At 62.8% G+C, this 25,870-nt stretch carries 22 protein-coding genes; 6 read left to right on the top strand and 16 right to left on the bottom strand.

Annotated elements, in window-relative coordinates:
- Positions 1-2: 2 nt before the first annotated feature.
- The 6 genes from RCH09_RS11915 to queA form a co-directional block, all read right to left on the bottom strand.
- Positions 3-1,325 carry an HD-GYP domain-containing protein gene (locus RCH09_RS11915; RefSeq protein ID WP_326941315.1) on the bottom strand — a complete coding sequence of 441 codons (1,323 nt, stop codon included), beginning with the start codon at positions 1,323-1,325 and terminating at the stop codon, positions 3-5.
- A 272-nt stretch (positions 1,326-1,597) separates the two neighbouring features.
- Positions 1,598-2,536, bottom strand: a complete 939-nt coding sequence (secF, locus tag RCH09_RS11910; protein WP_326941314.1) for a protein translocase subunit SecF — start codon at positions 2,534-2,536, stop codon at positions 1,598-1,600.
- Complete coding sequence (secD, locus tag RCH09_RS11905) at positions 2,536-4,434, bottom strand: protein translocase subunit SecD (RefSeq protein WP_326941313.1); 1,899 nt, start codon at positions 4,432-4,434, stop codon at positions 2,536-2,538. Before secD ends, secF begins: the two co-directional genes overlap by 1 nt.
- 63 nt (positions 4,435-4,497) lie before the next feature.
- Complete coding sequence (gene yajC, locus RCH09_RS11900) at positions 4,498-4,827, bottom strand: preprotein translocase subunit YajC (protein WP_326941312.1); 330 nt, start codon at positions 4,825-4,827, stop codon at positions 4,498-4,500.
- A gap of 69 nt (positions 4,828-4,896) precedes the next feature.
- Positions 4,897-6,024, bottom strand: a complete 1,128-nt coding sequence (gene tgt, locus RCH09_RS11895; protein ID WP_326941311.1) for a tRNA guanosine(34) transglycosylase Tgt — start codon at positions 6,022-6,024, stop codon at positions 4,897-4,899.
- Complete coding sequence (queA, locus tag RCH09_RS11890) at positions 6,017-7,042, bottom strand: tRNA preQ1(34) S-adenosylmethionine ribosyltransferase-isomerase QueA (RefSeq protein WP_326941310.1); 1,026 nt, start codon at positions 7,040-7,042, stop codon at positions 6,017-6,019. Before queA ends, tgt begins: the two co-directional genes overlap by 8 nt.
- Before the next feature lie 109 nt (positions 7,043-7,151).
- Here queA and recG point away from each other — a divergent pair, with 109 nt between their 5' ends.
- From recG to ubiA, 3 genes are read left to right on the top strand one after another with little or no spacing between them, the layout of a single operon-like run.
- On the top strand, positions 7,152-9,251 hold the full coding sequence (gene recG, locus RCH09_RS11885; protein WP_326941309.1) for an ATP-dependent DNA helicase RecG: 2,100 nt from the start codon (positions 7,152-7,154) through the stop codon (positions 9,249-9,251).
- A 28-nt stretch (positions 9,252-9,279) separates the two neighbouring features.
- Entirely contained in the window at positions 9,280-10,227 is a 948-nt protein-coding gene (locus tag RCH09_RS11880; protein ID WP_326941308.1) for a LysR substrate-binding domain-containing protein, read from the top strand.
- Positions 10,228-10,232: 5 nt separating this feature from the next.
- On the top strand, positions 10,233-11,087 hold the full coding sequence (gene ubiA, locus RCH09_RS11875) for a 4-hydroxybenzoate octaprenyltransferase (RefSeq protein ID WP_326941307.1): 855 nt from the start codon (positions 10,233-10,235) through the stop codon (positions 11,085-11,087).
- Positions 11,088-11,096: 9 nt separating this feature from the next.
- Here the strand turns inward: ubiA and proC are convergent, their stop codons facing one another.
- Positions 11,097-11,921, bottom strand: coding sequence for a pyrroline-5-carboxylate reductase (gene proC, locus RCH09_RS11870; RefSeq protein WP_326941306.1), 825 nt, complete (start codon positions 11,919-11,921; stop codon positions 11,097-11,099).
- Positions 11,911-12,615: a YggS family pyridoxal phosphate-dependent enzyme gene (locus RCH09_RS11865; protein ID WP_326941305.1), complete on the bottom strand. Its 705-nt coding sequence runs from the start codon at positions 12,613-12,615 to the stop codon at positions 11,911-11,913. The genes proC and RCH09_RS11865 overlap by 11 nt, the downstream gene beginning before the upstream one ends.
- Positions 12,616-12,739: 124 nt before the next feature.
- Between RCH09_RS11865 and RCH09_RS11860 the strand changes: the two genes are divergently transcribed.
- Complete coding sequence (locus tag RCH09_RS11860) at positions 12,740-13,783, top strand: type IV pilus twitching motility protein PilT (protein ID WP_326941304.1); 1,044 nt, start codon at positions 12,740-12,742, stop codon at positions 13,781-13,783.
- Between the two features lie 59 nt (positions 13,784-13,842).
- Complete coding sequence (locus RCH09_RS11855) at positions 13,843-14,979, top strand: PilT/PilU family type 4a pilus ATPase (protein ID WP_326941303.1); 1,137 nt, start codon at positions 13,843-13,845, stop codon at positions 14,977-14,979.
- 702 nt (positions 14,980-15,681) lie between these two features.
- Here RCH09_RS11855 and glcF read toward each other — a convergent pair.
- The 5 genes from glcF to RCH09_RS11830 form a co-directional block, all read right to left on the bottom strand.
- Positions 15,682-16,914 (bottom strand): glycolate oxidase subunit GlcF, encoded by a 1,233-nt coding sequence (glcF, locus tag RCH09_RS11850; protein WP_326941302.1) that lies wholly within the window; start codon positions 16,912-16,914, stop codon positions 15,682-15,684.
- Positions 16,915-16,917: 3 nt separating this feature from the next.
- Positions 16,918-17,979: a glycolate oxidase subunit GlcE gene (glcE, locus tag RCH09_RS11845; protein ID WP_326941301.1), complete on the bottom strand. Its 1,062-nt coding sequence runs from the start codon at positions 17,977-17,979 to the stop codon at positions 16,918-16,920.
- An 8-nt stretch (positions 17,980-17,987) separates the two neighbouring features.
- Entirely contained in the window at positions 17,988-19,478 is a 1,491-nt protein-coding gene (locus RCH09_RS11840; RefSeq protein ID WP_326941300.1) for an FAD-linked oxidase C-terminal domain-containing protein, read from the bottom strand.
- Between the two features lie 90 nt (positions 19,479-19,568).
- Complete coding sequence (locus RCH09_RS11835; RefSeq protein WP_326941299.1) at positions 19,569-20,489, bottom strand: LysR substrate-binding domain-containing protein; 921 nt, start codon at positions 20,487-20,489, stop codon at positions 19,569-19,571.
- A gap of 33 nt (positions 20,490-20,522) precedes the next feature.
- Complete coding sequence (locus RCH09_RS11830; RefSeq protein WP_326941298.1) at positions 20,523-21,932, bottom strand: FAD-binding oxidoreductase; 1,410 nt, start codon at positions 21,930-21,932, stop codon at positions 20,523-20,525.
- A gap of 100 nt (positions 21,933-22,032) precedes the next feature.
- Between RCH09_RS11830 and RCH09_RS11825 the strand changes: the two genes are divergently transcribed.
- Positions 22,033-22,608, top strand: coding sequence for a cob(I)yrinic acid a,c-diamide adenosyltransferase (locus RCH09_RS11825; protein ID WP_326941297.1), 576 nt, complete (start codon positions 22,033-22,035; stop codon positions 22,606-22,608).
- 31 nt (positions 22,609-22,639) lie between these two features.
- On the opposite strand, the gene dxs is transcribed toward RCH09_RS11825, so the two are convergent.
- From dxs to RCH09_RS11810, 3 genes are read right to left on the bottom strand one after another with little or no spacing between them, the layout of a single operon-like run.
- Positions 22,640-24,508: a 1-deoxy-D-xylulose-5-phosphate synthase gene (dxs, locus tag RCH09_RS11820; protein WP_326941295.1), complete on the bottom strand. Its 1,869-nt coding sequence runs from the start codon at positions 24,506-24,508 to the stop codon at positions 22,640-22,642.
- 1 nt (position 24,509) lies between these two features.
- Entirely contained in the window at positions 24,510-25,403 is an 894-nt protein-coding gene (locus RCH09_RS11815) for a polyprenyl synthetase family protein (protein WP_326941293.1), read from the bottom strand.
- Entirely contained in the window at positions 25,400-25,654 is a 255-nt protein-coding gene (locus tag RCH09_RS11810; RefSeq protein WP_326941291.1) for an exodeoxyribonuclease VII small subunit, read from the bottom strand. The genes RCH09_RS11815 and RCH09_RS11810 overlap by 4 nt, the downstream gene beginning before the upstream one ends.
- Positions 25,655-25,870 lie beyond the last annotated feature (216 nt).

The following is a 25,870-nucleotide window of genomic DNA, read 5'->3' as shown; positions in this document are numbered from 1 at the left end:
TGTCAATGGACGGGCGCTGCCGGATGCGCATCCGGGCTGGCATCAAGCATGGCAATGAGGGGCGCGAGCGCCGCGCTTTCGACGGCGGCAAACGACGACGAATTCAATGCCAGGTCGCGCGCCACGTCACGCAGTCGCCACTGAATTTCCTTGGTCGCGACAATCAGTTCAAACAGGATTTCGCCGCTGTGCACCTGCCCGTCACGGGCATACATTTCCAGCCCGGTACTGGAAAATGCGCGCTCGATCTTTGCGATGCGGTAGATCGTCTGCGCCAGCAAATGTTTGGCCTCTGTCGATGCCAGTTCGGGCAGTTCGGCCATCTGGCCGGCGGTTTTGATGATGACGGGAATATAGTCCAGCAGGGTGCGGATACGCTCACTGGCTTCCGGCGACGACATCATGTTGATCGCATCGGTTGGCGTTGTTTGCGACAGTCGCAGCGCCTTCGACACCACCGAAATCAGCGGATGGGCGTGCTCGGACGGAATGATTTTCAGCGCCAATTCGGCGCGCCGCAATGGGTTTTCCTTTTGCATCAGCAAACCACCAATCATTTCCGCGACCGCCAGGATCTGGCCAACCGGACTGATGCGCGCACCACTCAGGCGGCGCGGGTAGCCGGCGCCGTCGAAACGTTCATGATGCTCGGACACGGCGATGCCGACGGCCGCCGGATAGGTCTCGAGTTCACTGATGAGCAACTGGCCGATGCGCGGATGCACCACGACATGCCGCCACTCATGCGGCAGCAGGCGTTTTCCGGAACGCAGATACTCCGGCTCGATATACAGTTCGCCAATGTCATGCAACAAGCCGCCGATGGCAGCGACCATCTGCTCCTTTTGCGCCATGCCGGATTTTCTGGCCAGCGCAATGGCGATCATGCTGACCATCACGCAGTGACTGAATGCCGCCGGTCCGACCCGATCGGTAATGGTCAGCATCATCCGCATTACGCTGCCAATCGGAATCGATTCCAGCAACTCGAACGGCGACATGCCGGCGCCGTCGCTGGCCTTGAGGATGTAGCCCAGCGGTTCATTGGTGTCGAGCAGGCGGCGCGCTTCGGACACGACGGCATTGACGTTCATGCCACCGGTAATCGTCATGCAGGATTCCAGTGGCTTGCGCAGTTTGTGCAGGATCAGCCTTTCCTGCATGTTGCGCGAGATGCGGGCACCCCGCGCGATCAGCTTGTTGCCGCGCGCATCAAGGATGTCCTCGCTCGCCTCCACGTCCATGTTCTCGGACAGCTCCATGACCTTGCTCAGGTAATGGGGATTCACCGAGGCCTGGCTGGTGGCGGATTGTTGTTCTGGCATGTTCGTGAGCTCGACAATCGCGATCGTGAGGGTGACAGAGTGTTGGTCGATGGGACTGGCAAACCTGTGCCAGCTCCCGGAAAGATTGGTTGCAGCGGTAAATTACACGTTCGATCCGCTCGTGTCGCCGCTGCGAACGTTACAGCCAGTCCGCAAAAACCAGCCTTGAACTTGCATCATAGCAACTAAAACAAAACCCCCGGGACTTTTCAGTCCAGAGGGTTGAGAAATATCAATGCCAGCCGCGTCAACGCGACTGCGGCGCCAACAACTTACACGACCGCGCCACCCGTTTCGTCCTTTTCCTTGATCGGTTTGATCAGGTCTTCGCGCTTGACGCCAAGCCACATGGCGACTGCGGCAGCGACAAATACCGACGAATAAATCCCGAAACAGATCCCGATCGTCAAGGCGATCGCAAAGAAGTGCAGCGACGGGCCGCCAAACAACAGCATCGACAACACCATCATCTGGGTGCAGCCGTGGGTGATCACGGTGCGCGAAATGGTGCTGGTAATCGCGCTGTCGATGACTTCGGTGACCGACGACTTGCGCTGGGTGCGGAAGTTTTCGCGAATCCGGTCGAAGATCACGACCGATTCGTTGACCGAGTATCCCAGCACCGCCAGCACGGCGGCCAGCACGGTCAGCGAGAACTCCCACTGGAAGAAGGCAAAGAAGCCAAGAATGATGATCACGTCATGCATGTTGGCGATGATGGCGGCGACCGCGAACTTCCATTCGAACCGGACCGCCAGATAGATCATGATGCCGATGATCACCATCGCCAGCGCGGTCAGGCCGTTTTGCGCCAGTTCTTCACCCACCTGCGGGCCAACGTACTCGACCCGCCGCAATTCGACATCGGCATCCTTCTGCTTGAGCGCTTCGAGCACCTTGCCGCTTTGCTGGGCAGTGTTGACGCCCAGCTGTGCCGGCAGGCGAATCATGACGTCATGCGCCGTGCCAAAATTCTGCACCTGGTTGTCGGTATAGCCGAGGCTCTCGACGGTCTTGCGGACTTCTTCGATGTTGGCGACGTTCTTGTACGCTACTTCGATCAGCGTACCGCCCTTGAACTCGATGGAGAAGTGCAGGCCGTTGGTGAACAGGAAAAATACCGCGGCGACAAACGTCAGCGCCGAAATCGCGTTGAACACCAACGCATGCCGCATGAACGGAATGGTTTTTTTGATGCGAAATAATTCCATTACAGTTCCTTGGTGGTGACAGCCGACTTGGTGGCCGAATCAACGGGCGGCTTCCAGATCTGGCCGATCGAAATACTGGTGAGTTTCTTGCGGCGGCCGTACCAAAGATTGGCAATACCGCGCGAGACGAACACCGCCGAGAAGATCGAGGTCAGGATGCCCAGACAATGGACCACGGCAAAACCGCGGATCGGACCGGAGCCGAAAATCAGCAATGCCAGACCGGCAATCAGCGTCGTTACGTTGGAATCCAGAATGGTGGCCCAGGCACGGTCGAAGCCGACAGCAATCGCCGCCTGCGGCGAATTGCCCGCACGTAGTTCTTCACGGATGCGTTCGTTGATCAGCACGTTGGCGTCGATCGCCATACCGAGCGTGAGCGCGATGGCGGCAATCCCCGGCAAGGTCAGCGTCGCTTGCAGTGTCGACAGCATCGCCACCAGCAGCAACAGGTTGACCGACAGCGCGATGACGCTGAACAGGCCGAACATCAGGTAGTAAATCGCCATGAAGACGGCAATCGCAGCAAACCCGTACTGGGTCGAGTGGAAGCCCTTGGCGATATTGTCGGCGCCGAGTTGTGGGCCGATGGTGCGTTCTTCGACAAAGTCCATCGGTGCGGCCAGCGAGCCGGCACGCAGCAGCAGCGACAGGTCGCCGGCGGCGGTAGGTGAACCCATGCCGGTAATCTGGAAGCGCGACCCGAGTTCGTCGCGAATCGTCGCCACCGTCAGGACTTCGCCCTTGCCTTTTTCAAACAGCACGATGGCCATCGATTTGCCGACCCGGTCACGGGTGGCTTCGCGCATTTTTCGTCCGCCATCGCCGTTGAGGTCGATGCCCACCGCCGGTTGCTGGTTCTGGTCGAAGCTGGCGGTGGCGCTGGAAATATAGTCGCCGGTGATGACCGGGTCCTTGTACAGCACGACCGGCACGCCCTTGCCGACCTTGAACAATTCGGAATTGAACGGGATGTCGGCGGTGGTCTCGGAACCGCGCGTGACGGTCTCGTCGACCATGCGCACTTCCAGCGTGGCTTGGCGGCCGATGATGTCCTTGGCGCGGCTGACGTCCTGCACACCGGGCAACTGCACCACGATGCGGTCGGCGCCCTGGCGCTGGATGATCGGTTCGGCCACGCCGAGTTCATTGACGCGGCGGCCGAGCGTGGCGATGTTCTGGTTGACGGCGTCATCCTGCGCCGACTTCAGCGCGGTCGGTTTCAAGGTGATCACCAGTTTCGGATCGGTGCCTTCCAGGCCATCGGCCATCTGAATGTCAGCCAGTTGCGAGGCCAGCACTTCACGCGATTTTTCGCGCGTTTCGACATCGCGGTACAACACTTCGATCGCATTGCCACTGCGGCTGATGCCGGCGTGACGAATATTCTTGTCACGCAGCAGCGTGCGCACCCCACCCTGCAAGCCTTGCAGCCGCTTGGCCAGCACCGCCTTGGTATCGACCTGCAACAGGAAGTACACACCGCCGCGCAAGTCGAGTCCGAGATACATCGGGAACGCATGCAGGCTTTGCAGCCATTGCGGCGTGTTGTGCAACAGGTTGAAGGCGACCAGATAGGTCGGATCGGACGGATCGGCGTTCAATTCCTTTTCCAGCAGGGCCTTGGCCTTGAACTGGGTATCCGGATCCTTGAAGCGGGCGCGCACGGAGCCTTGCGCGCCGTTGAGTTCGTAGTACAGGCCGGTGGACGGCAGACCGCCCTTGTCGAGCACTTCCTGCACGCGCGACAGCACCGAGGCTTCGAGCTTGACGGTGGCCTTGCCACTGCTGACCTGGACGGCCGGCGATTCACCGAAGAAGTTCGGGACCGTGTAGATCACGCCGAAGATCAGCGCGATCACGATAACAATGTATTTCCAGAGCGGGTAGCGATTCATGTGTATGCGTTCAAGAGTGAGCGGCGCCCTCATGGGCGCCGCCGTGGAGCGCTGTGGAATTGCTTACAGCGACTTGATCGTGCCCTTTGGCAGCAGCGTGGTGACGGCGGCTTTCTGCACAAGGACTTCGGTGCCAGTGGCGATGTCAATCGTGATGTAGCCGTCGGTGACCTTGGTCACGCGGCCGAGCACGCCGCCGCTGGTGACGACTTCGTCGCCCTTGGCCAGCGCGTCCATCATCGCCTTCTGTTCTTTCTGGCGTTTCATCTGGGGACGAATCATCAGGAAGTACAGCACCACGAACATCAGAATGATCGGCAAGAAGCTGGTCAGATTGCTGCTCAGGCCGAGACCGTCAAGCGGACTTTGTGCGTAAGCGTTGGAAATGAACACGTGAAACTCCAGTGGGTTGAATGAATGACCCGGCATTCTACATCGGCGTTGTGCCGCTTTGGTGCGCGCTTAAGTGCCGCGCGCCCGGTTGGCGTGAAATAGCGCCCGAAAAGCGTCAAAGGCGCCGGCGTCGATCGCCTCGCGCATGTCCTGCATTAATTGCTGGTAATAGTGCAAATTGTGCACGGTGTTCATGCGCGCCCCGAGGATTTCACCGGTGCGCTGCAAATGATGCAGGTAGGCACGCGAAAAATTCTTGCAGGCGTAGCAGGTACAGCTGTCGTCGAGCGGGCGGGTGTCGTCCTTGTGCTTGGCATTGCGAATCTTGATATCGCCAAAGCGGGTGAACAGCCAGCCGTTACGCGCATTGCGGGTTGGCATCACGCAGTCGAACATGTCGATGCCGTTGGCCACCCCGGCCACCAGATCCTCCGGCGTGCCGACGCCCATTAGGTAGTGCGGCTTGTCCGCCGGCAGGCGCGGCCCGATATGGGCCAGCACGCGCAGCATGTCCTCTTTCGGCTCACCGACCGACAGCCCGCCGATGGCGATGCCGTCAAAACCGATCTCTTCGAGACCGGCCAGCGATTCGTCGCGCAAATGCTCGAACATGCCGCCCTGCACGATGCCGAACAGCGCATTCGGGTTGCCGCCGCCGGTAAATTCATTCTTGGAACGCTGGCCCCAGCGCAACGACATGCGCATTGAGGTGGCGGCCTCGGCATCGGTGGCGGGACGGCCGTCGATTTCATACGGCGTACATTCGTCGAACTGCATGACGATGTCGGAATTGAGCACCTGCTGGATCTGCATCGAAATTTCCGGCGACAGAAACAGCTTGTCGCCATTGATCGGCGAGGCAAACTTGACACCCTCCTCGCTGATCTTGCGCATCGCCCCCAGCGAGAACACCTGGAAGCCGCCAGAGTCGGTCAGGATCGGCTTGTCCCAGCCCATGAACTTGTGCAGCCCGCCGAATTTGGCAATCACCTCGGTGCCGGGGCGCAGCCACAAATGGAAGGTATTGCCGAGCACGATCTGCGCGTTGATCTCGGTCAGTTCGAGCGGCGACATCGCCTTCACCGAGCCATAGGTGCCGACCGGCATGAAGACCGGGGTGTCGATCACGCCGTGATTGAGGGTCAGGCGACCGCGTCGTGCGTGGCCGTCGGTGTTGAGGAGTTTGAAATCAAGCATGGTCGGCACAGGTGAGGAACATCGCATCGCCGTAACTGAAAAACCGGTACTGCTGCGCAATCGCATGGGCATACGCGGCGCGAATCGGCGCGTATCCGGCGAAGGCAGACACCAGCATCAGCAGGGTCGACTTGGGTAAATGGAAATTGGTGATCAGGCGCGTCACCGTCTTGAACTGGTAGCCGGGGGTGATGAACAGGCGCGTATCGGCGCTGCCGGCCGTCAGCGTGCCACTTTGCGAAGCCGACTCCAGCGCGCGCAGGCTGGTGGTGCCGACTGCGATCACGTCGCGACCGGCCGCGCGGGTAGCGGCGACTGCATCGACGGTGGCCTGCGGCAGCGTGTACCACTCGCTATGCATCGCATGTTCGGCCAGGACTTCGGTGCGGACCGGCTGGAAGGTGCCGGCGCCGACGTGCAGCGTGACATATGCGAAGCCGATGCCGCGCGCCGTCAGCTGATCGAGCAGCGCCTGATCGAAATGCAGGCCGGCGGTCGGCGCAGCCACTGCCCCAGGCGCGCGGGCATAGACGGTCTGGTAACGGGTCTCGTCGAAGGCGTCGGCGGCATGATCGATGTAGGGCGGCAGCGGCAGGCGGCCATGCTGCTCGATCAAGGCATATACGTCGTCCGGAAAGGTCAGCGTGAAAAACTCGCCGGCGCGCGCGCCGACCACCACATCGAAGGCATCGGCCAGGCGCAGGCTGCTGCCCGCGACCGGCGACTTCGAGGAGCGTATCTGGGCATGCACGGTGCGATTGTCGAGCACGCGTTCGATCAGCACCTCGATCTTGCCGCCGCTGTGCTTGTGGCCAAAGAAGCGCGCCTTGAGCACGCGGGTGTCATTGAAGACCAGCAGGTCGCCGGGTTGCAGCAACCCGAGAATATCGGCAAAAGCGCGATCGATCAGGCGCTCGCCATCGAGCTGCAACAGGCGCGATGCGCTGCGCTCGGGCAGCGGATGCTGGGCAATCAGCGCTTGCGGCAAATCAAAGTCAAAATCGGAAAGTGAATACATGCGTCGGGATGGTATCGAATCGGGTCGGGAACTGCTAAGGTTGCAGGGTTTGCCATGACTGGCAAGCAACCCGCCATTTTACGCTGTCGCGCTCCTTTCCTTGTTCACCATGTCTGCACCAAACCGAAAGTCCGCCTCCACCGCCGCCAACAAACCCGCTGCCGTCAACAAGACCGAAGACAAGCTGGCCCGGCTTGGCCTGCGCAGCGACATGGATCTGGTGCTGCATTTGCCGCTGCGCTACGAAGACGAAACGCAGGTCGTGCCGATGCGCGAAGCCGCTTTCATGGGCGGCCAAACAGTGCAGGTCGAAGGCGTGGTCAGCGCCTGCGACGTGCAGTTCCGGCCGCGTCGCCAGCTGGTCGTGACCATCAGCGATGACACCGGCGTGGTGGTGCTGCGTTTCCTGAATTTTTACGGCAGCCAGACCAGGCAGATGGCCGAAGGCAATCGGGTGCGTGCGCGCGGCGAGCTGCGGCACGGCTTCCTCGGCGCCGAGATGGTCCACCCGACTTACAAGATGGTGCTGGAAGGTGCGCCGCTGCCGGACGTACTGACGCCGGTCTATCCGAGCGGCGAAGGCCTGCCGCAATCCTATTTGCGCAAAGCCATCGCCAGCGCGCTGGCGCGGGTCGACTGGCGCGACACGCTCGCGCCGGCGCTGCTGGCCGGGCTGGACTTGATGCCGTTCGAGGCCGCTGTGCGACTGCTGCACAATCCACCGCCCGAGACCGACGAAAGCGCGTTGGCGGACCGCTCGCATCCGGCCTGGGTGCGCATGAAGTTCGATGAATTGCTGGCGCAGCAGCTCTCGCTCAAGCGCGCGCAGGTGGCGCGGCGTGCCAAGGGCGCCGCGCCGCTGCCGCTGATCGGTGCGCTGTCGCAGGCCTTCCAGCGCCAGTTGCCGTTCCAGCTGACCACGGCGCAGCAGCGCGTGCTGCAGGAAATTCGCACCGACCTGCTGGCCAATTTTCCGATGCAGCGTCTGCTGCAGGGCGATGTCGGCAGCGGTAAAACCGTGGTCGCGGCGCTGGCTGCGGCGCAGGCCATCGACAGCGGCTTTCAGGCGGTACTGATGGCGCCGACCGAGATCCTGGCCGACCAGCATTTCCGCAAGATCGCCGGCTGGATGGAGCCGCTTGGCGTGCGCGTGGCGTGGCTGACCGGCAGCCTGAAAAAGAAAGACAAGAGCGAGGCGCAGGCACGCATCGAATCCGGCGCGGCGCAACTGGTGATCGGCACCCACGCGCTGATTCAGGATGCCGTGCAGTTCGCCCGGCTCGGGCTGGTGATCGTCGACGAGCAGCACCGCTTCGGCGTCGGCCAGCGCCTGACGCTGCGCAACAAGGGCCTGGCAACGGCCTCGGCGCTGGACCCGACCGTGATCGTGCCGCACCAGCTGATGATGTCGGCCACGCCGATCCCGCGCACGCTGGCGATGACGTATTACGCCGATCTGGAAGTCTCGGTGATCGACCAACTGCCGCCGGGCCGCACCCCGATCGTCACCCGCGTGATCGACCAGAGCCGGCGCGACGAGGTGGTCGAACGCGTGCACGCCGCCGCGCTCGAAGGCCGGCAGGTGTACTGGGTCTGTCCGCTGATCGAAGAATCCGAAACGCTGCAGCTGCAGACCGCCACCGATACCCATGCCGCGCTGTCGGCGGCCTTGCCCGACCTGCGCGTCGGACTGGTGCACGGACGCCTGAAGCAGCTCGACAAACAGGCCGTCATGGATGCCTTCACCCGTGCCGAGGTGGATGTGCTGGTCGCCACCACCGTCATCGAAGTCGGCGTCGATGTGCCGAACGCATCGCTGATGGTGATCGAGCATGCGGAACGCTTCGGCCTGTCGCAACTGCACCAGCTGCGCGGCCGGGTCGGGCGCGGCAGCGCGGCCAGCGTCTGCCTGCTGCTGTACCAGAGTCCGCTGGGGCAGATTGCGCGGGAGCGCCTGCGCACCATGCGCGAAACCACCGACGGTTTTGAAATTGCCCGGCGCGACTTGCAGATTCGCGGACCCGGCGAGTTCCTGGGCGCGCGCCAGTCGGGCCAGGCCATGCTGCGTTTCGCCGATCTGGAAACCGACCAATGGCTGGTCGAGCGGGCCCGCAGCGTGGCGCTGGACTTGCTGCGCGACGATCCGGCCACGGTGGAGCTGCATCTGGCGCGCTGGCTCGGCGCGCGCGAAGAGTTCCTGAAAGTCTGAGCGCAGGGATTGTGCGAAACTAGCGCGCATGACTCTGACCGAACTCAAATACATCGTTGCGGTGTCGCGCGAAAAGCACTTCGGCCACGCCGCCGAATCCTGCTTCGTGGCCCAACCGACACTTTCCGTCGCCATCAAGAAGCTCGAAGATGAACTCGGCGTGATCATCTTCGAACGCGGCGGCACCGAAATTTCCATGACCCCGCTGGGTGCGCAAATCGTGGCGCAAGCCGCTCGCGTGCTGGAGCAAACCGCCGCCATCAAGGAAATTGCCAAGCAGAACAAGGACCCGCTGGCCGGTCCGTTCCGGCTCGGCATCATCTACACGATTGCCCCCTACCTGCTGCCGACGCTGGTCAAGACCATGATCGAAACGGTGCCGCAGATGCCGTTGATCCTGCAGGAGCAATTTACCGTGCGGCTGCTGGAAATGGTGCGCCAGGGCGAGCTCGACGCCGCCATCGTGGCGCTGCCGTTTGCCGACCAGGGCCTGCTGACCCAGCCGCTGTATGACGAACCGTTCGTTGTCGCGGTGCCAAAGCAACATGCCTGGGCACGGCGCAAGGAAATTTCCGCCGAAGAGCTGAAGTCCGAAACCATGCTGTTGCTCGGCAATGGCCATTGCTTCCGCGATCAGGTGCTGGAAGTCTGTCCGGAGATGTCGCGCTTCTCGACCTCCGGCGATGGCATTGCGCGCACCTTCGAAGGTTCGTCGCTGGAAACCATTCGCCACATGGTCGCCTCCGGCATCGGCATCACGGTGCTGCCGCAGGCTTCGATTCCCGACATGCAGGCCAAGGACGGCATGCTGCGCTACGTACCGCTGGCGGCGCCGGTGCCGTCGCGCCAGGTGGTGATTGTCTGGCGCAAGAGCTTCACGCGGCGCGCGGCAATCGATGCGATCCGCGCAGCAGTCTTGCAATGCGGCCTGCATGGCGTGACGATGCTGCCCGACGCCCGCATCATCGAGGGTTGAGCCGCATGCATCGACTGACGCTGTATTTCAGGTTGATCCGCCTCGACAAGCCGATCGGCATCGTGCTGCTGCTGTGGCCAACGCTGTCGGCGCTGTGGCTGGCCTCGAACGGCGTGCCGGACTGGCACGTTCTGCTCATCTTCACCATCGGCACGGTGCTGATGCGCTCGGCCGGTTGCGCCATCAACGATCTTGCCGACCGCGATTTCGACCGGCACGTGCAGCGCACCGCGCAGCGCCCGCTGACCTCCGGCCAGATCGCACCGTGGGAAGCGCTGGCAGTGGCGCTGGTGCTGGCGGCAGCGGCGTTCGTGCTGATCCTGCCGCTCAACGGACTGACCAAAGAACTCTCGGTCGCCGCCGTTCTGATCGCCGGCAGCTATCCGTATTTCAAGCGCTTCTTTGCGATTCCACAGGCGTATCTCGGCATCGCGTTCGGATTTGGCATCCCGATGGCCTATGCCGCGGTGCAAAACACCGTTCCGCCAGAGGCCTGGATTCTGTTGCTCGGCAACGTGTTCTGGGCGGTGGCGTATGACACCGAGTACGCCATGGTGGACCGCGAGGATGATCTGAAAATCGGCATCCGCACCTCGGCGATCACCTTTGGCCGTTTCGATGTGGCGGCGGTGATGCTGTGCTACGCGCTGAGCCTCGGCCTGTTTTTCATGGTGGGTTGGCAGCACGGCCTGCGCGGCTGGTTTGTCGCGGGGGTGCTACTGGCGACCGCGTGCGCGCTCTACCATTTCACGCTGATTCGTCAGCGCGACAGGATGCGCTGCTTCGCCGCCTTCCGTCACAACAACTGGCTCGGTGCAGCACTGTTCGGCGGCGTGGCGCTGGCCTATCTGGCCGCCTGAGCGGCGCCGTCAGGAAGCGCCGAACTCCTCGCCCAGTTCGCGGCTGCGTGCGGCCGCTGCCTTGATGGCGTCGACGATGGCCTGCTTGACTTCACTCTCTTCCATGCTGGTGATGGCCGCGTGCGTGGTGCCGCCGGCTGAGGTGACGCGCTGGCGCAGGGTCGCGATCGGTTCGGTCGCTTTTGCCGCCAGCTGCGCCGCACCGCAGAAGGTCGACACCGCCAGCGCATTACCCTGCTCGGCGGTCAGGCCCAGTTCCAGCGCCGCCTGCTGCATGGCTTCGATGAAATAGAACACGTAGGCCGGACCACTGCCGGACACCGCGGTGACGGAATCGATCAGCGCTTCCCGCTCGACCCAGACGGTGGCGCCCACCGCACGCAGGATTTCATCGGCGGTCAACTGCTGCGCCGCCGAGACGCCGGCACTGGCCACCATGCCGGTGATGCCCTGAGCAATCAGCGCTGGCGTATTCGGCATGCACCGCACGATCGCGGCATGCCCGCCAAGCCATTCGGCCAAATCCGCCATGCGGATGCCGGCGGCAATCGAAATCACCAGTTGACGGTTCAGGTGCGGCGCCAGCATCACGGCAACCTCGCGCATTTGTTGCGGCTTGACCGCCAGCACGATGACGTCGCTGTCGACCAGCGCGGCATCGATCTGCGCGGCGGTTGCCACGCCAAACTGCTGCGCCAGCTTTTGCAGCGCTTCCGGATTCGGATCGATGACGCTGATGCGCGCATCCGCGCCAGGCTGGCTGAGCAGGCCGCCGATCAAGGCATTGGCCATGTTGCCGCCGCCGATGAAACTCAACTTCAACTCATTTTGCATAGGTTCTTGCTCCAAAAATTGCCGTTCCGACCCGCACGATGGTCGCGCCTTCCGCAATTGCGGCATCCATGTCGGCCGACATCCCCATTGACAGCGTATCCATGTCCAGTCCGGCGGCATGGCACTGCGCCATCAATAACTGTACCCGATGAAAGGCCGCGCGCTGCACGACCGGATCAGTGCTCGGCTCGGGAATCGCCATCAATCCACGCAATTTGAGACGCGGCAACAGCGCCACGGCCCGGGCCAGCTCCACCACCTCAGCCGCCGCAACGCCGCTCTTGCTGGCTTCGCCGCTGATATTGACTTGCAGGCAGACGTTCAGCGCCGGCATGCTGGCGGGTCGTTGTTCCGACAGGCGTTGGGCAATCTTCAGGCGCTCGACCGAATGCACCCAGTCAAACGATTCGGCAATCGGCCGCGTCTTGTTGCTCTGGATCGGTCCGATGAAATGCCATTCCAGCATCAGTTCGGGACGCAATTGCCGCACCAGTGCAATTTTTTCCAGCGCTTCCTGCAGATAGTTCTCGCCAAACGCACGTTGGCCGGCGTCGGCCGCGAGCAACACCTGCTCGACGCCAAAGGTCTTCGAGACCGCCAGCAGGGTGATTTCGTCGGCACGGCACGACGTACTGCGTGCTACCGTCGCGATCTCATGCTGCACGGCTTGCAAGTTGCTGGATATTAAGGACATAATCAATTTTGTAAAAACAATGCTTTAAAGGAACATATAAAGCATTGTCGTCGACGCCGCCAACACGCCAGATTTCGCTCGAATTGCCTGCTCGCTCATCAATCGCAAGCCCCAAGGATCAACAATGGATATTTCCGAACTTCTCGCGTTCTCCGTCAAGAACAATGCCTCCGACTTGCACCTGTCCGCAGGCCTGCCGCCGATGATACGCGTGCATGGCGATGTGCGGCGGATTAACCTGCCGCCGCTGGAGCACAAGGACGTGCACGGCATGATCTATGACATCATGAATGATGGCCAGCGCAAGGCTTACGAAGACAAGCTGGAAGTCGACTTTTCGTTCGCGATTCCGGGCCTGGCGCGGTTTCGCGTCAATGCCTTCAATCAGGATCGTGGCGCCGCCGCCGTGTTGCGGACCATTCCGTCCAAGATTCTCAGCCTCGAACAACTCAATGCGCCGCGCATCTTTGCAGAGCTGTCATTGAAGCCGCGCGGCCTGGTGCTGGTCACCGGCCCGACCGGTTCCGGCAAGTCAACCACGCTGGCGGCGATGGTCAACCACGTCAACGAAAACGAGTACGCCCATATCCTGACGATCGAAGACCCGATCGAGTTCGTCCACGAATCGAAGAAATGCCTGATCAACCAGCGCGAAGTCGGCCCCCACACGCACAGCTTCAGCGCCGCCCTGCGCTCGGCATTGCGGGAAGATCCTGACGTGGTGCTGGTCGGTGAGTTGCGCGATCTGGAAACCATCCGGCTGGCACTGTCGGCGGCGGAAACCGGCCATCTGGTGTTCGGTACGCTGCATACGTCGTCCGCCGCCAAGACCATTGACCGGATCGTCGACGTGTTCCCCGGCGACGAGAAGGAAATGGTGCGGGCCATGTTGTCGGAGTCGCTGCAGGCGGTGATCTCGCAGACGCTGCTGAAGACCAAGGATGGCTCCGGCCGGGTCGCGGCGCATGAAATCATGCTGGGCACGCCGGCCATTCGCAACCTGATCCGCGAAGCGAAGATCGCGCAGATGTATTCGGCGATCCAGACCGGCATGAACCTCGGCATGCAAACGCTCGATCACAACCTGACCGACCTGGTGCGGCGCAGCGTGATCTCGCCGCAGACCGCCCGCTCGGCCGCCAAGACGCCGGACAATTTCCCCGGCTGATGACGCACCCACATCGCGCCCGTACGGCGCGATCTTTTTTACCGCATTGAGGAACCACGATGGAACGCGATCAAGCCACCAAATTCATGCACGACCTGCTGCGCCTGATGGTCAGCAAGAACGGGTCCGACCTGTTCATCACCACCGATTTCCCGCCTGCCTTCAAGATCGACGGCAAGGTCACGCCGGTGTCGAACCAGCTGCTCACCGCCATGCACACGACCGAACTGGCGCGCGCCATCATGAGCGACAAGCAGGCCGCCGAATTTGAAGCGCGCAAGGAATGCAACTTCGCGATCAGCCCGAGCGGCCTCGGTCGCTTCCGCGTCTCGGCCTTCGTGCAGCAGCAGAAGGTCGGCATGGTGCTGCGGACCATCACCACCGAAATCCCGACCATCGAACAACTCGGATTGCCGCCGCAGCTCAAGGATATTGCGATGACCAAGCGCGGCCTGGTGATCATGGTCGGCGCGACCGGCTCCGGCAAGTCGACCACGCTGGCGGCCATGCTCGGCTACCGCAATGAAAACAGTCACGGCCACATCATCACCATCGAAGATCCGGTCGAATACATTCACCCGCACCGCAACTGCATCGTCACGCAGCGCGATGTCGGGCTCGATACCGAAGACTGGGGCACGGCACTGAAGAACGCCTTGCGGCAGGCGCCGGACGTGATCCAGATCGGCGAGATCCGCGACCGCGAGACCATGGATCACGCGATTGCCTTTGCCGAAACCGGCCATTTATGTCTGGCCACGCTGCACGCCAACAGTTCGAACCAGGCGCTCGACCGGATCATCAACTTCTTCCCCGAGGAGCGCCGCCAGCAATTGCTGATGGATTTGTCACTGAATCTGAAAGGCATGATCTCGCAGCGCCTGATTCCGCTGCGCGACACCAAGGGTCGCGCGGTGGCGATTGAAATCATGCTGAACTCGCCGCTGATCTCGGACCTGATTTTCAAGGGCGACGTGCACGAGATCAAGGAGATCATGAAGAAGTCGCGCGAGCTTGGCATGCAGACGTTCGACCAGGCGCTGTTCGATTTGTACGAAGCCGACAAGATCTCTTACGAGAACGCGCTGCGCAATGCGGACTCGGTCAATGACTTGCGGCTGGCCATCAAGCTGCGCGGCAAGGATGCCAAGGATCGGGATTTGTCGAAGGGTACCGAGCATCTCGGGATTGTTTGATCGGTCACGTTGCTGTTGGTTGGTGTGGACCGGGTTGCATGTCGCGCAATGCGATGCCCGATGATCGACCGCACGTATTCCATGGTCCGTCATCGGGGTCAGAGTAATTTTCGCGATGACCCGCTGCGAAAAAAAACTCTGGCCCCGATGACTCTGGTTGTCCTGATTTGAGCCTCCGTAAAAGCTCGGCGCGGTCATTTATGTAGTCGCGCACTGTCCCGGCAGCAAACGGGGTCGGAGTTTTTGTTCGCGACGCCTTTCCGCGAAAATTACTCTGACCCCGGTTGCGGGCTACGGAGTGCAAAGCCCGGCGATCAACCGCAGGTATTCCATGGTCCGTCATCGGGGTCAGAGTAATTTTCGCGATGACCCGCTGCGAAAAAAAACTCTGACCCCGATGACTCTGGTTGCCCTGATTTGAGCCTCCGTAAGAGCTCGGCGCGGTCATTTATGTAGTCGCGCACTGCCCCGGCAGCAAACGGGGTCGGAGTTTTTTTTCGCGACGCCTTTCCGCGAAAATTACTCTGACCCCGGTTGCGGGCTACGGAGTGCAATGCTCCGCCATCAACCGCACGTATTCCATGGCCCGTCATCGGGGTCAGCGTAATTTTCGCGATGACCCGCTGCGAAAAAAAACACTGACCCCGACAACTCGGCTGGCCTGACGTCGAACCGCAGCAAGAGCACCACGCTCGACCTTGGTCAGGCCGTTCCCGCCAACGCGCTGTCGATCAGTTCAATCCAGTGCCGCACCGGCGTCTCGGTACCCGATTGCAAATGCGTCAGGCAACCGATATTGGCCGAGACAATCTGGTCCGGCCTGGTCGCCTGCAGATTGGCCAGCTTGTTGTCGCGCAACTGGAATGACAGCACCGGCTGCGTAACCGAATAGGTGCCGGCCGAGCCGCAGCACAGATGGCTGTCGGCGCACAACTGCACGTCGACGCCGACCGCGCGCAGCACGCTTTCCACCTTGCCGCGAATCTGTTGGCCGTGTTGCAGTGTGCACGGCGGGTGATAGGCCACACGCTGGCCGATGCGGCCCTTGAGCTTGCCGGCCAGCTCTGCTTCGAATGCCGGCAGGATCTCGCTCAGGTCCTTGGTCATTGCGGCAACGCGCCCGGCCTTGGCGGCGTACGCGGGATCGTCGCGCAGCAAGTGGCCGTATTCCTTGACCATGCTGCCGCAGCCCGAGGCCGTCATCACGATGGCTTCAGCGCCGGCTTCGAGCAGTGGCCACCACGCATCGATGTTGGCGCGCGCGTCGTGCAGGGCGCCGTCATGATCGTTCAAGTGATGCCGGATCGCGCCGCAGCAGCCGGCGCGCGGTGCGATCACCAGCTGTACGCCGAGCGCATCCAGCACACGGGCGGTGGCGGCGTTGATGTTCGGCGCCATGGCCGGCTGCACGCAACCATCCAGCAGCAGCATCTTGCGGGCATGCACCCGGGTCGGCAGCACGCCGGCGGGTTGCGCTGCCGGCACCTTGTTGCGCAAGCCCTTCGGCAGCAGCGGCCGAAACAGCTGGCCGGTTTTCATGGCCGGGGTGAACAGCCATTGCCGCGGCAAAGCTTCGCGCAAGGCGCCGCGCAACAGGCGTTGTCCCAGTGGGCGCGGCACCATGTCATCGACCACCTTGCGGCCAATGTCGAGCAGACGGCCGTACTGGACGCCCGACGGACAGGTCGTTTCGCAGTTGCGGCAGGTCAGGCAGCGATCCAGGTGCAATTGGGTTTTGGCGGTCGGGGCCTGCCCTTCGAGCACCTGCTTGATCAGATAAATCCGGCCGCGCGGGCCGTCGAGCTCATCACCCAGCAGCTGATAGGTCGGGCAGGTGGCGGTGCAGAATCCGCAATGCACGCAGGCGCGCAGAATGGCTTCGGCTTCATCGCCATCCGGCGTGTTCTTGATGAAATCGGCGAGATTGGTTTGCATGTGTCAGAGCTCCGGATACAGCCGACCCGGATTGAAGATACCGGCAGGATCGAACGACTTTTTCAGACGTTGGTGGATGGCGGCGACGGCCGGCTGGAGCGGATGGAACACGCCAACCGCCTTGTCATCGCCGACATACAGCGTGGCGTGTCCGCCGACGGCTGCGGCGGCGGCGCGCACTTCGAGCGCGCTGGCGCGGGTTTGCAGCCAGCGCTGCGCGCCGCCCCATTCGATCAGTTGCTGGCCCGGCAAGGCCAGCGGCGCCGTGGTCGATGGCACCGACAGCCGCCACAACGCCAGCCCTTCGCGCGAAAAGAAATCGGCGCTTTGCTCGCGCATGCTGCGCCAGAAATCGTCGGCGTCAGGCAGCGCCGCGCCGCCGATTTTCTGTTCCGCCGCGGCCACTGCGGCACGCGCACCCGACAGCCGGATGGTCAATTGCCCGTCGCACCAGGCACTGGCCGAGATCGGCAATGGCTGGCCACCCCAGCGATTCAATTGCGCGATCGCAGCGGCCTGATCCAGTACGAGACGGCGGGTGGTCTCGGCGAACGGTTTCGGCAATACCTTGATCGACACTTCCAGCAGCAGACCGAGCGTGCCGAGCGACCCGGCCAGCAGGCGCGAGACATCGTAGCCGGCGACGTTCTTCATGACCTGTCCGCCGAAATGCAGCACCTCGCCATGGCCGTCCAGCAGCACGGCGCCGAGCATGAAATCGCGCACCGCACCGGCAGCGGCACGGCGCGGTCCGGACAGGCCGCTGGCGACCACGCCGCCGATGGTGGCGCCGTCGCCAAAGTAGGGCGGCTCGAAGGCCAGCATCTGGTTTTTTTCCGCCAGCGCGGCGTCGATCTCGGCCAGCGGCGTGCCGCAGCGGGCGGTAACGACCAGCTCGGTCGGATCGTAATCGACGATGCCGCAGTAGACGCGGGTATCGACGATCTTGCCGTGCGGGGCCTGGCCGTACCATTCCTTGGTACCGCCGCCGCGCAGCTGCAATGGGGTGCCATTGGCGCTGGCGTCCAGCACCTGCTGGCGCAGTTGTTCAAGTTCAGCGTGCATCATCGCTTTCAAAACCGCGGCAGGTCCGCGAACTTCAGTTGACCGCGCTGCACGTGCATCTTGCCGTACTCGGCACAGCGGTGCAGCGAGGGAATCGCCTTGTCCGGATTGAGCAGGAAGGCGGTGTCGAAGGCACGCTTGACGGCGAAGAACGCTTCGCGCTCGGCGGCCGAATACTGCACGCACATCGAGTTGATTTTTTCGATGCCGACGCCGTGTTCGCCGGTGATGGTGCCGCCGACTTCGACGCACAGCTCAAGGATCTCGGCGCCGAACAATTCGGCCCGGTGAAATTCACCCGGCTGGTTGGCATCGAACAGGATCAGCGGATGCAGGTTGCCGTCGCCGGCATGAAACACGTTGGCGCAGCGCAGGTTGTATTTGGTTTCCATGGCCTCGATGCGCAGCAGTACATCGGCCAGTCGCTTGCGCGGAATGGTGCCATCCATGCAGTAGTAATCGGGTGAGATCCGGCCCGCCGCCGGGAACGCGTTCTTGCGCCCGGACCAGAACCGCAGCCGCTCCGCTTCCGTGTTCGAGACCGCAATCCGGGTAGCGCCGCTGGCGGTCAGGATCGCGGTCATGGCGGCAATCTCTTCGCTGACTTCTTCGATGGTGCCGTCGGATTCGCACAGCAGGATGGCGGCTGCATCGACGTCGTAGCCGGCCTTGACGAACGGCTCGACCATGCGTGAACTGGTGCGATCCATCATCTCCAGCCCGGCCGGAATGATGCCCGCGCCAATTACGTCGGCCACCGCATTGCCGCCTTTGACCACGTCGTCGAACGACGCCATGATCACGCGCGCCTGCTGTGGCTTGGGAATCAGCTTGACGGTGACTTCGGTGACGATGCCGAGCATGCCTTCGGAGCCGATGAACACCGCCAGCAAATCCAGCCCGGGCGCGTCGAGCGCGGCGTTGCCGAGTTCGATCACGTCGCCGTCGATGGTGACGACGCGCACGCGCATCACGTTGTGCACGGTCAGGCCGTACTTGAGGCAATGTACGCCGCCGGAGTTTTCGGCGACGTTGCCGCCAATGGTGCAGGCGATCTGCGAGGAGGGATCGGGCGCGTAATACAGCGCGTGCGGCGCAGCCGCATCCGAGATCGCCAGATTGCGCACGCCTGGCTGGACCACTGCCGTACGCGCCACCGGATCGACTGCGAGGATGCGGTTCAGGCGGGCCGTCGAGACCACCAGTCCGTCGGCGATCGGCATGGCGCCGCCCGACAATCCGGTGCCGGCGCCGCGCGGCACGATCGGCAGCTTCAGGTCGCGACACAATCGCAGGATCTGCACCAGCTGGGCTTCCGATTCCGGCAACGCGACCACCATCGGCATCTGCCGGTAGGCGGCCAGCCCGTCGCATTCGTACGGCCGCACATCTTCGTCGTTGAACAGCACGCAATGCTCGGGCAACAAGGCGCGCAGCGCGGCAACCACGGCGCGCTGTCGCTCGGCGGTATAGGGTCGGTCTTCGGTGACGGCTTGCATCATGGTTTCCAGTTCAATGGCAGTGAATCATCTTACGGGACGACGCCGGAGCCGACCCTGAAATGATCACGGTGGCAAGGTGAAAGTTTTTCAAGCGGGTGCGACGCGATCCGACTCGCGCCGTTCCTCGCCCTCGAAAGCGCCCAGCAGCCAGTCGACGAACAAGGCGACCTCGGGACGCTCGATCGCGCTTTTTTCGTGCACGCAGTAATACGCATGCGGCGGCGTGGCCAGTTCGATGTCGAACATCCGGACGATCTCGCCGCGTGCCAGCATCTCCAGCGAAAAATGTTTGCGCGTCAAGCCGATGCCGTGGCCGTACTTGATCGCCTCGAGCAGCAAGCCGAGATCATCGACCCGAAACCCGGTGGCCGGCTCCGGCCAGTCCAGCCCGGCCGCTTCGAACCATGGCTGCCAGGGTTCCAGCGCCGAGCGCAGCAGCGTGGCCTTTTTCAGATCCGCCGGCGTCGCCACGCCGCCGATCTTGTGCAGATACGCCGGGCTGGCCACGGCAAACGCCGGCTCCTCGAACAGCTTGCGGGTGACGATGTTGGGATATTTTCCGGCGCCGAAGCGAATCTCGACATCGCTTTCCGACAGGCTCAGATCGTACAGCGGCACCGACAGGAACAGCTCGACCACGATCTCCGGATGCCGTCCGGTGAACTGCGCCAGGCGCGGGATCAGCATGTGCCGGGCAAAGGTCGGCGGCACCGTGACCTTCACGCGCGGCTGCACGCTGGCGTCGCGGTGCGGCATCGGGAAGTCGTTCAGCGCCTGCAGCGCGACGCGCACCACGCTGAGATAGCGCCGGCCGAATTCGGAGACGGTGACGCTGCGGCTGTCGCGAATGAACAGGCGTTCACCGACGAATTCTTCCAGCAGGCGAATCCGGTGCGACAGCGCCGACGGCGTGATGCACAGTTCGTCGGCGGCGAGCGCAAAGGAACCGAAGCGTGCGGCGGCTTCAAAGGCGGACAGGGCATGAACGGGCGGAAGTCGTGAGGCCATGGGTTCTCTTGAAAGAGTGAAACGCGGTGAACATCACCAGCGCAGGATCTTGCCCGGATTCATGATGTTCTTCGGGTCCAGCGCATGCTTGATCGCGCGCATGGCGTCGATCGCATCGACGCCATGTTCCTCGATCAGAAAATCCATTTTGTGCATCCCCACGCCGTGCTCGCCGGTGCAGGTGCCCTCCATGCCGAGCGCGCGCGTGACCATGCGGGCATTGATGCCGTCGGCCTTGGCGACATCGGCGGCGTCGTCCGGATCAACCATCATCAGCACATGGAAATTGCCGTCGCCGACGTGGCCGATGATCGAATAAATCATGGCGTGCTGTTCGCAGTCGTCGCGCGTGTGCAGGATGCATTCGGCCAGGCGCGAGATCGGCACGCAGCAGTCGGTCGTGATGGCGCGGCAGCCCGGGCGCATCTGCAGCAGCGCGAAGTAGGCATTGTGGCGCGCGGCCCATAGGCGCGAGCGGTCTTCGGGACGGGTGGCCCAGTCGAAACCGGTGGCATGGTGCTCGGCCACGATGTCCTTGACCTGCGTCGCCTGCTCCGCCACCGAGGCGGTGCTGCCATGGAATTCGAACAGCAGCAGCGGCTGTTCCGGCAGCGCGAGATGGTCGTGGGCATTGATGGCGCGCACGCTGTTGGCATCGAGGAACTCGACCCGCGCCACCGGCACGCCGAGCTGGATGGTCTGGATCACCGCGTTGACGGCGTCGGCCGTGCTGTCAAACGAGCACACCGCCGCCGAGATCGCCTCGGGTTGCGGATACAGCCGCACGGTGACTTCGGTGATGATGCCCAGCGTGCCTTCGCTGCCAACCAGCACGCGGGTCAGATCGTAGCCGGCCGAGGACTTGCGCGCCCGGGTGCCGGTCTTGATGACGCGGCCATCGGCCATCACCACGGTCAGCGCCAGGGTATTTTCGCGCATGGTGCCGTAGCGCACGGCATTGGTGCCGGAGGCGCGGGTGGCGGCCATGCCGCCCAGCGAGGCATCGGCGCCCGGATCAATCGGGAAGAACAGGCCGCTGGTGCGGATCGCGTCGTTGAGCTGCTTGCGGGTGACGCCAGCCTGAACGGTGACGGTCAGGTCTTCGGCGTGCAGCGCAATGATGTCCCGCATTTGTGACAGATCAATCGAGACGCCGCCATGCAGCGCCAGAATGTGTCCTTCCAGCGAGGTGCCGCAACCAAAGGCGATTACCGGGATGGCGTGATCGCTGCAGGCGCGCACGATGGCGGCCACTTCCTCGGTGCTGTGCGCGAACGCCACCGCATCGGGCGGCATCGGGTCATACGGCGATTCGTCGCGACCGTGATGGGCGCGCATGGCATCGGTGGTGGTCAGGCGCGCACCGAGCAGGTGGCGCAGCCGGTCGAGCAGGTCTGGCGGCAGCGGTTTTCTGAGGGCCGCGGGATCGACTGCGTGATTCATGCGGGTCTCCATTTTTGTCTGATTTTACTCCGGCGGCGGCATGCCCGCCGGGCTTTTGACGTATCCTCGACAGCTCTGAAATCTCACATGGCGAACCATCATGGGCAACCGGCTTTCCAAAATAGCGACGCGCACCGGCGACAAGGGCACCACCGGGCTGGGCGACGGCACGCGGGTCGACAAGGACGCGCTGCGGGTGCATGCGATGGGCGATGTCGATGAACTCAATTCGCACATCGGCCTGTTGCTGTGCGAACCGTTGCCGCCCGACCTGCGCGAAGAACTGATTTCGATCCAGCATGACCTGTTCGACATGGGCGGCGAGCTGTGCATCCCCGGCTTCACGATGATCACCGTCGCCCAGGTGGCGCGGCTGGATATGCTGCTGGAAAAATACAATGCCGATCTGCCGGCGCTGAAGGATTTCATCCTGCCGGCCGGCTCGCGCGCAGCGGCGCAGGCGCATGTGTGCCGCACCGTTTGTCGGCGCGCCGAGCGGATGATTGTCAGCCTCGGCAAGATCGATCAGGTCAATGACACGCCGCGGCAGTACATGAACCGCCTGTCGGACTTGCTGTTCGTGCTGTCGCGCGTGCTCAACCGCTTCGGCGGCGGCAGCGATGTGCTGTGGCAGAAGGATCGCGTGCGCGACCTGCCAGACAGCCAGTCAAGCTGACCTGACTGGCTGGCGGCTGATTAGCGGCTGACTAGCGACTAACTACCAGACGCGGCTCGCCCGCGCCGAAGCGGGCGTTGATCGAGGCGGTGATGCCGGCGGCATCCAGCCCGCACTCGGCCAGCAACTGGGCGACGTCGCCATGGTCGATGAAGCGATCCGGCAAGCCCAGATGCAGGACCGGCTTGACGATGCCCAATTCGGCCAGCGCCTCGGCCACTGCCGAACCGGCACCACCCATGATGGCGCCCTCTTCGACCGTGACGATGGCGTCGTGCGACAGCGCCAGTTGCTTGACCAGCGCCACATCCAGCGGTTTGACAAAGCGCATGTTGGCGACCGTGGCATTGGGCCCCTCGGCGGCCTTCAAGGCCGGTGCGAGCATCGTGCCGAAAGCCAGGATGGCGATCCGCTCGCCCTGCCGGCGCAGCTCGCCCTTGCCCATTGGCAGCGGCGTCAATGCCGCAGTCGTGGCGACACCGGTACCGGCGCCGCGCGGATAACGCACCGCCGCCGGCCCGACATGCTGGTAGGCAGTGGTCAGCATCTGGCGGCACTCGTTTTCGTCCGAGGCGGCCATGACGACCATGTTCGGAATGCAGCGCAGGAACGCCATGTCGTAATTGCCGGCGTGGGTGGCGCCGTCGGCGCCGACCAGACCGGCGCGATCCAGCGCAAACGTCACGTCCAGATTTTGCAGCGCGACATCGTGGATCAACTGGTCGTAACCACGCTGCAGAAAGGTCGAATAAATCGCCAGCACCGGCTTCAGACCCTCGGTCGCCATGCCGGCGGCAAACGTCACCGCATGTTGCTCGGCAATCCCGACATCGTAATAGCGTTCGGGAAAGCGGCGCTCGAATTCAACCATGCCGGAGCCTTCGCGCATGGCGGGCGTGATGCCGACCAGGCGCTTGTCCTGCGCCGCCATGTCGCACAGCCAGTCGCCAAAGACCTGCGTGTAGGTGCGCTTGCCTGCCACCGCAGCCGGCTTGATGCCCTCGACCGGATTGAATTTTCCCGGACCGTGATACAGCACCGGATCGGCCTCGGCCAGCTTGTAGCCCTGGCCTTTCTTGGTGACCACATGCAGGAACTGCGGGCCTTTCAGATGCTTCAGGTTCTGCAGCGTCGGAATCAGCGACTCCAGGTCGTGACCGTCGATCGGACCGATGTAGTTGAAGCCGAACTCCTCGAACATGGTGGCCGGCACCACCATTCCCTTGGCGTGTTCCTCGAAGCGCTTGGCCAGTTCCAGCACCGGACCCGGCAGCACCGACTTGCCGACATGCTTGGCCGCGGCATAGAACTTTCCCGACATCAGGCGCGCCAGATAACGATTGAGCGCACCGACCGGCGGCGAGATCGACATGTCGTTGTCGTTGAGTACGACCAGCAGGTTGATGTCGTCATACACACCGGCATTGTTCATGGCTTCGAACACCATGCCGGCCGTCATCGCGCCATCGCCGATGACGGCGACCGCGTGCCGGCTTTCGCCCTTGGTGCGCGCTGCCAGTGCCATCCCGAGCGCGGCCGAGATCGAGGTCGACGAATGGGCCGTGCCAAAGGTGTCGTACTCGCTTTCGACGCGGCGCGGAAAGCCGGAAATGCCATCCTTCTGGCGCAGCGTGTGCATCTGGTCGCGCCGCCCGGTCAGGATCTTGTGCGGATAGGTTTGGTGTCCGACGTCCCAGACGATGCGGTCTTCCGGCGTGTTGAAGACATAGTGCAGCGCGATGGTCAGTTCGACCGTGCCGAGGTTGGAGGACAAATGACCGCCGGTCTTCGACACCGAATCGATCACGTATTCGCGCAACTCGTCGGCCAGCACATGCAATTGCTGGCGCGGCAGGCGCCGCAGATCGGACGGTTGATTGATTTTCTTAAGCAAATCCATACTAGGCTTTCCGTTGCACGATCAATGCGGCGAGTGCGCGCAAATGTCGTGCTTTGTCACCGAAGGGCAGAATGGCCCGTTGGGCATCACTGCATAATTTTTCTGCCAGCGCGCGCGATTCGTCAAGCCCGAGGATCGACACATAGGTCGGCTTGTTGTCGGCCGCATCCTTGCCGGCGGTCTTGCCCAGCGTGGCCGAATCGGCCGTCGCATCGAGCACGTCATCGACCACCTGAAATGCCAGTCCGATCGCGGCCGCGTAGGTATTGAGCGCCTGCGCCTGTTGCTCCGTCGGTGCGGTGCCACACCAGGCACCGAGCAGCACCGAGGCGCGCAGCAATGCCCCGGTTTTCAGATGATGCATCTGTTCCAGCTCGGCCAGCGACAGGCGCATGCCGACGCTGCCGAGATCGATCGCCTGGCCGCCGCACATGCCGTCCGAACCGGAGGCCTGCGCCAGCAACGCAATCATTGCCACCACGCGCGCCGGATCGATCGGCAGCCCTGCCAGCACGCCGAACGCGCGCGCCTGCAAGGCATCGCCCACCAGCAAGGCGGTGGCCTCGTCGTACTGGACATGCACGGTCGGCTTGCCTCGCCGCAGCGCGTCGTCGTCCATGCATGGCATGTCGTCGTGCACCAGCGAATACGCATGCATCATTTCAACCGCCGCAGCAGCGCGCAGCGTGCTGGCAATGTCGGCATCGAACAATTCGCCGGCAGCCTGCACCAGCAACGGCCGCATACGTTTGCCACCGTCGAGCACGGCGTAGCGCATCGCGGCATGCAGGCGCTGCGGCGTGTCGCCGGGCGCGGGCAGAAACTGCGCCAACGCGGTCTCGGTGGCCGCCTGCGCCGCCTGCATCCAGTCGTCAAACGCGCTGCGCACGGTCATGCGTCGGACTCACTGATCATGTCGGCAGCAAACGGTTTGAGCATCTCGCCTTCGAGCACCTTGACCTGGCTGTCGACCTTGTCGAGCTGCGCAGCGCAAAAGCGGACCAGCTCGGAGCCGCGCGCGTAGGCGGCCACCGAGGCCTCCAGCGGCAGTTCACCGGCTTCCATTTGCGCGACCAGCCGGGTCAGTTCGGCCATGGCATCTTCAAATGACAGCGGTGCGGCGGTATCAGGATTTTTTTTGGGCATGGCAAAGGGGTGTCACGGATAACTCGTCATTTTAGAGCAATCCATCGCAATCGGACGAAAAGAACCGGCCAAGCCTTGTGAAAGCGGGTATTCGGCACGATCTGCACTACAAGCCGCGGGACGGCGCGCAGTTGCTTCGCGTATAATCTTCGGTTCTGTCCAAAAATTCCCTTTTCAAAACACTTTGAACACAGGTTTTTGCGGATTCTTTCTCTC

The sequence above is a fragment of the Actimicrobium sp. GrIS 1.19 genome, assembly GCF_035984655.1.
In the GTDB taxonomy this organism is placed as follows: domain Bacteria; phylum Pseudomonadota; class Gammaproteobacteria; order Burkholderiales; family Burkholderiaceae_D; genus Actimicrobium.
This window is presented reverse-complemented; position numbering and strand designations above follow the sequence as displayed.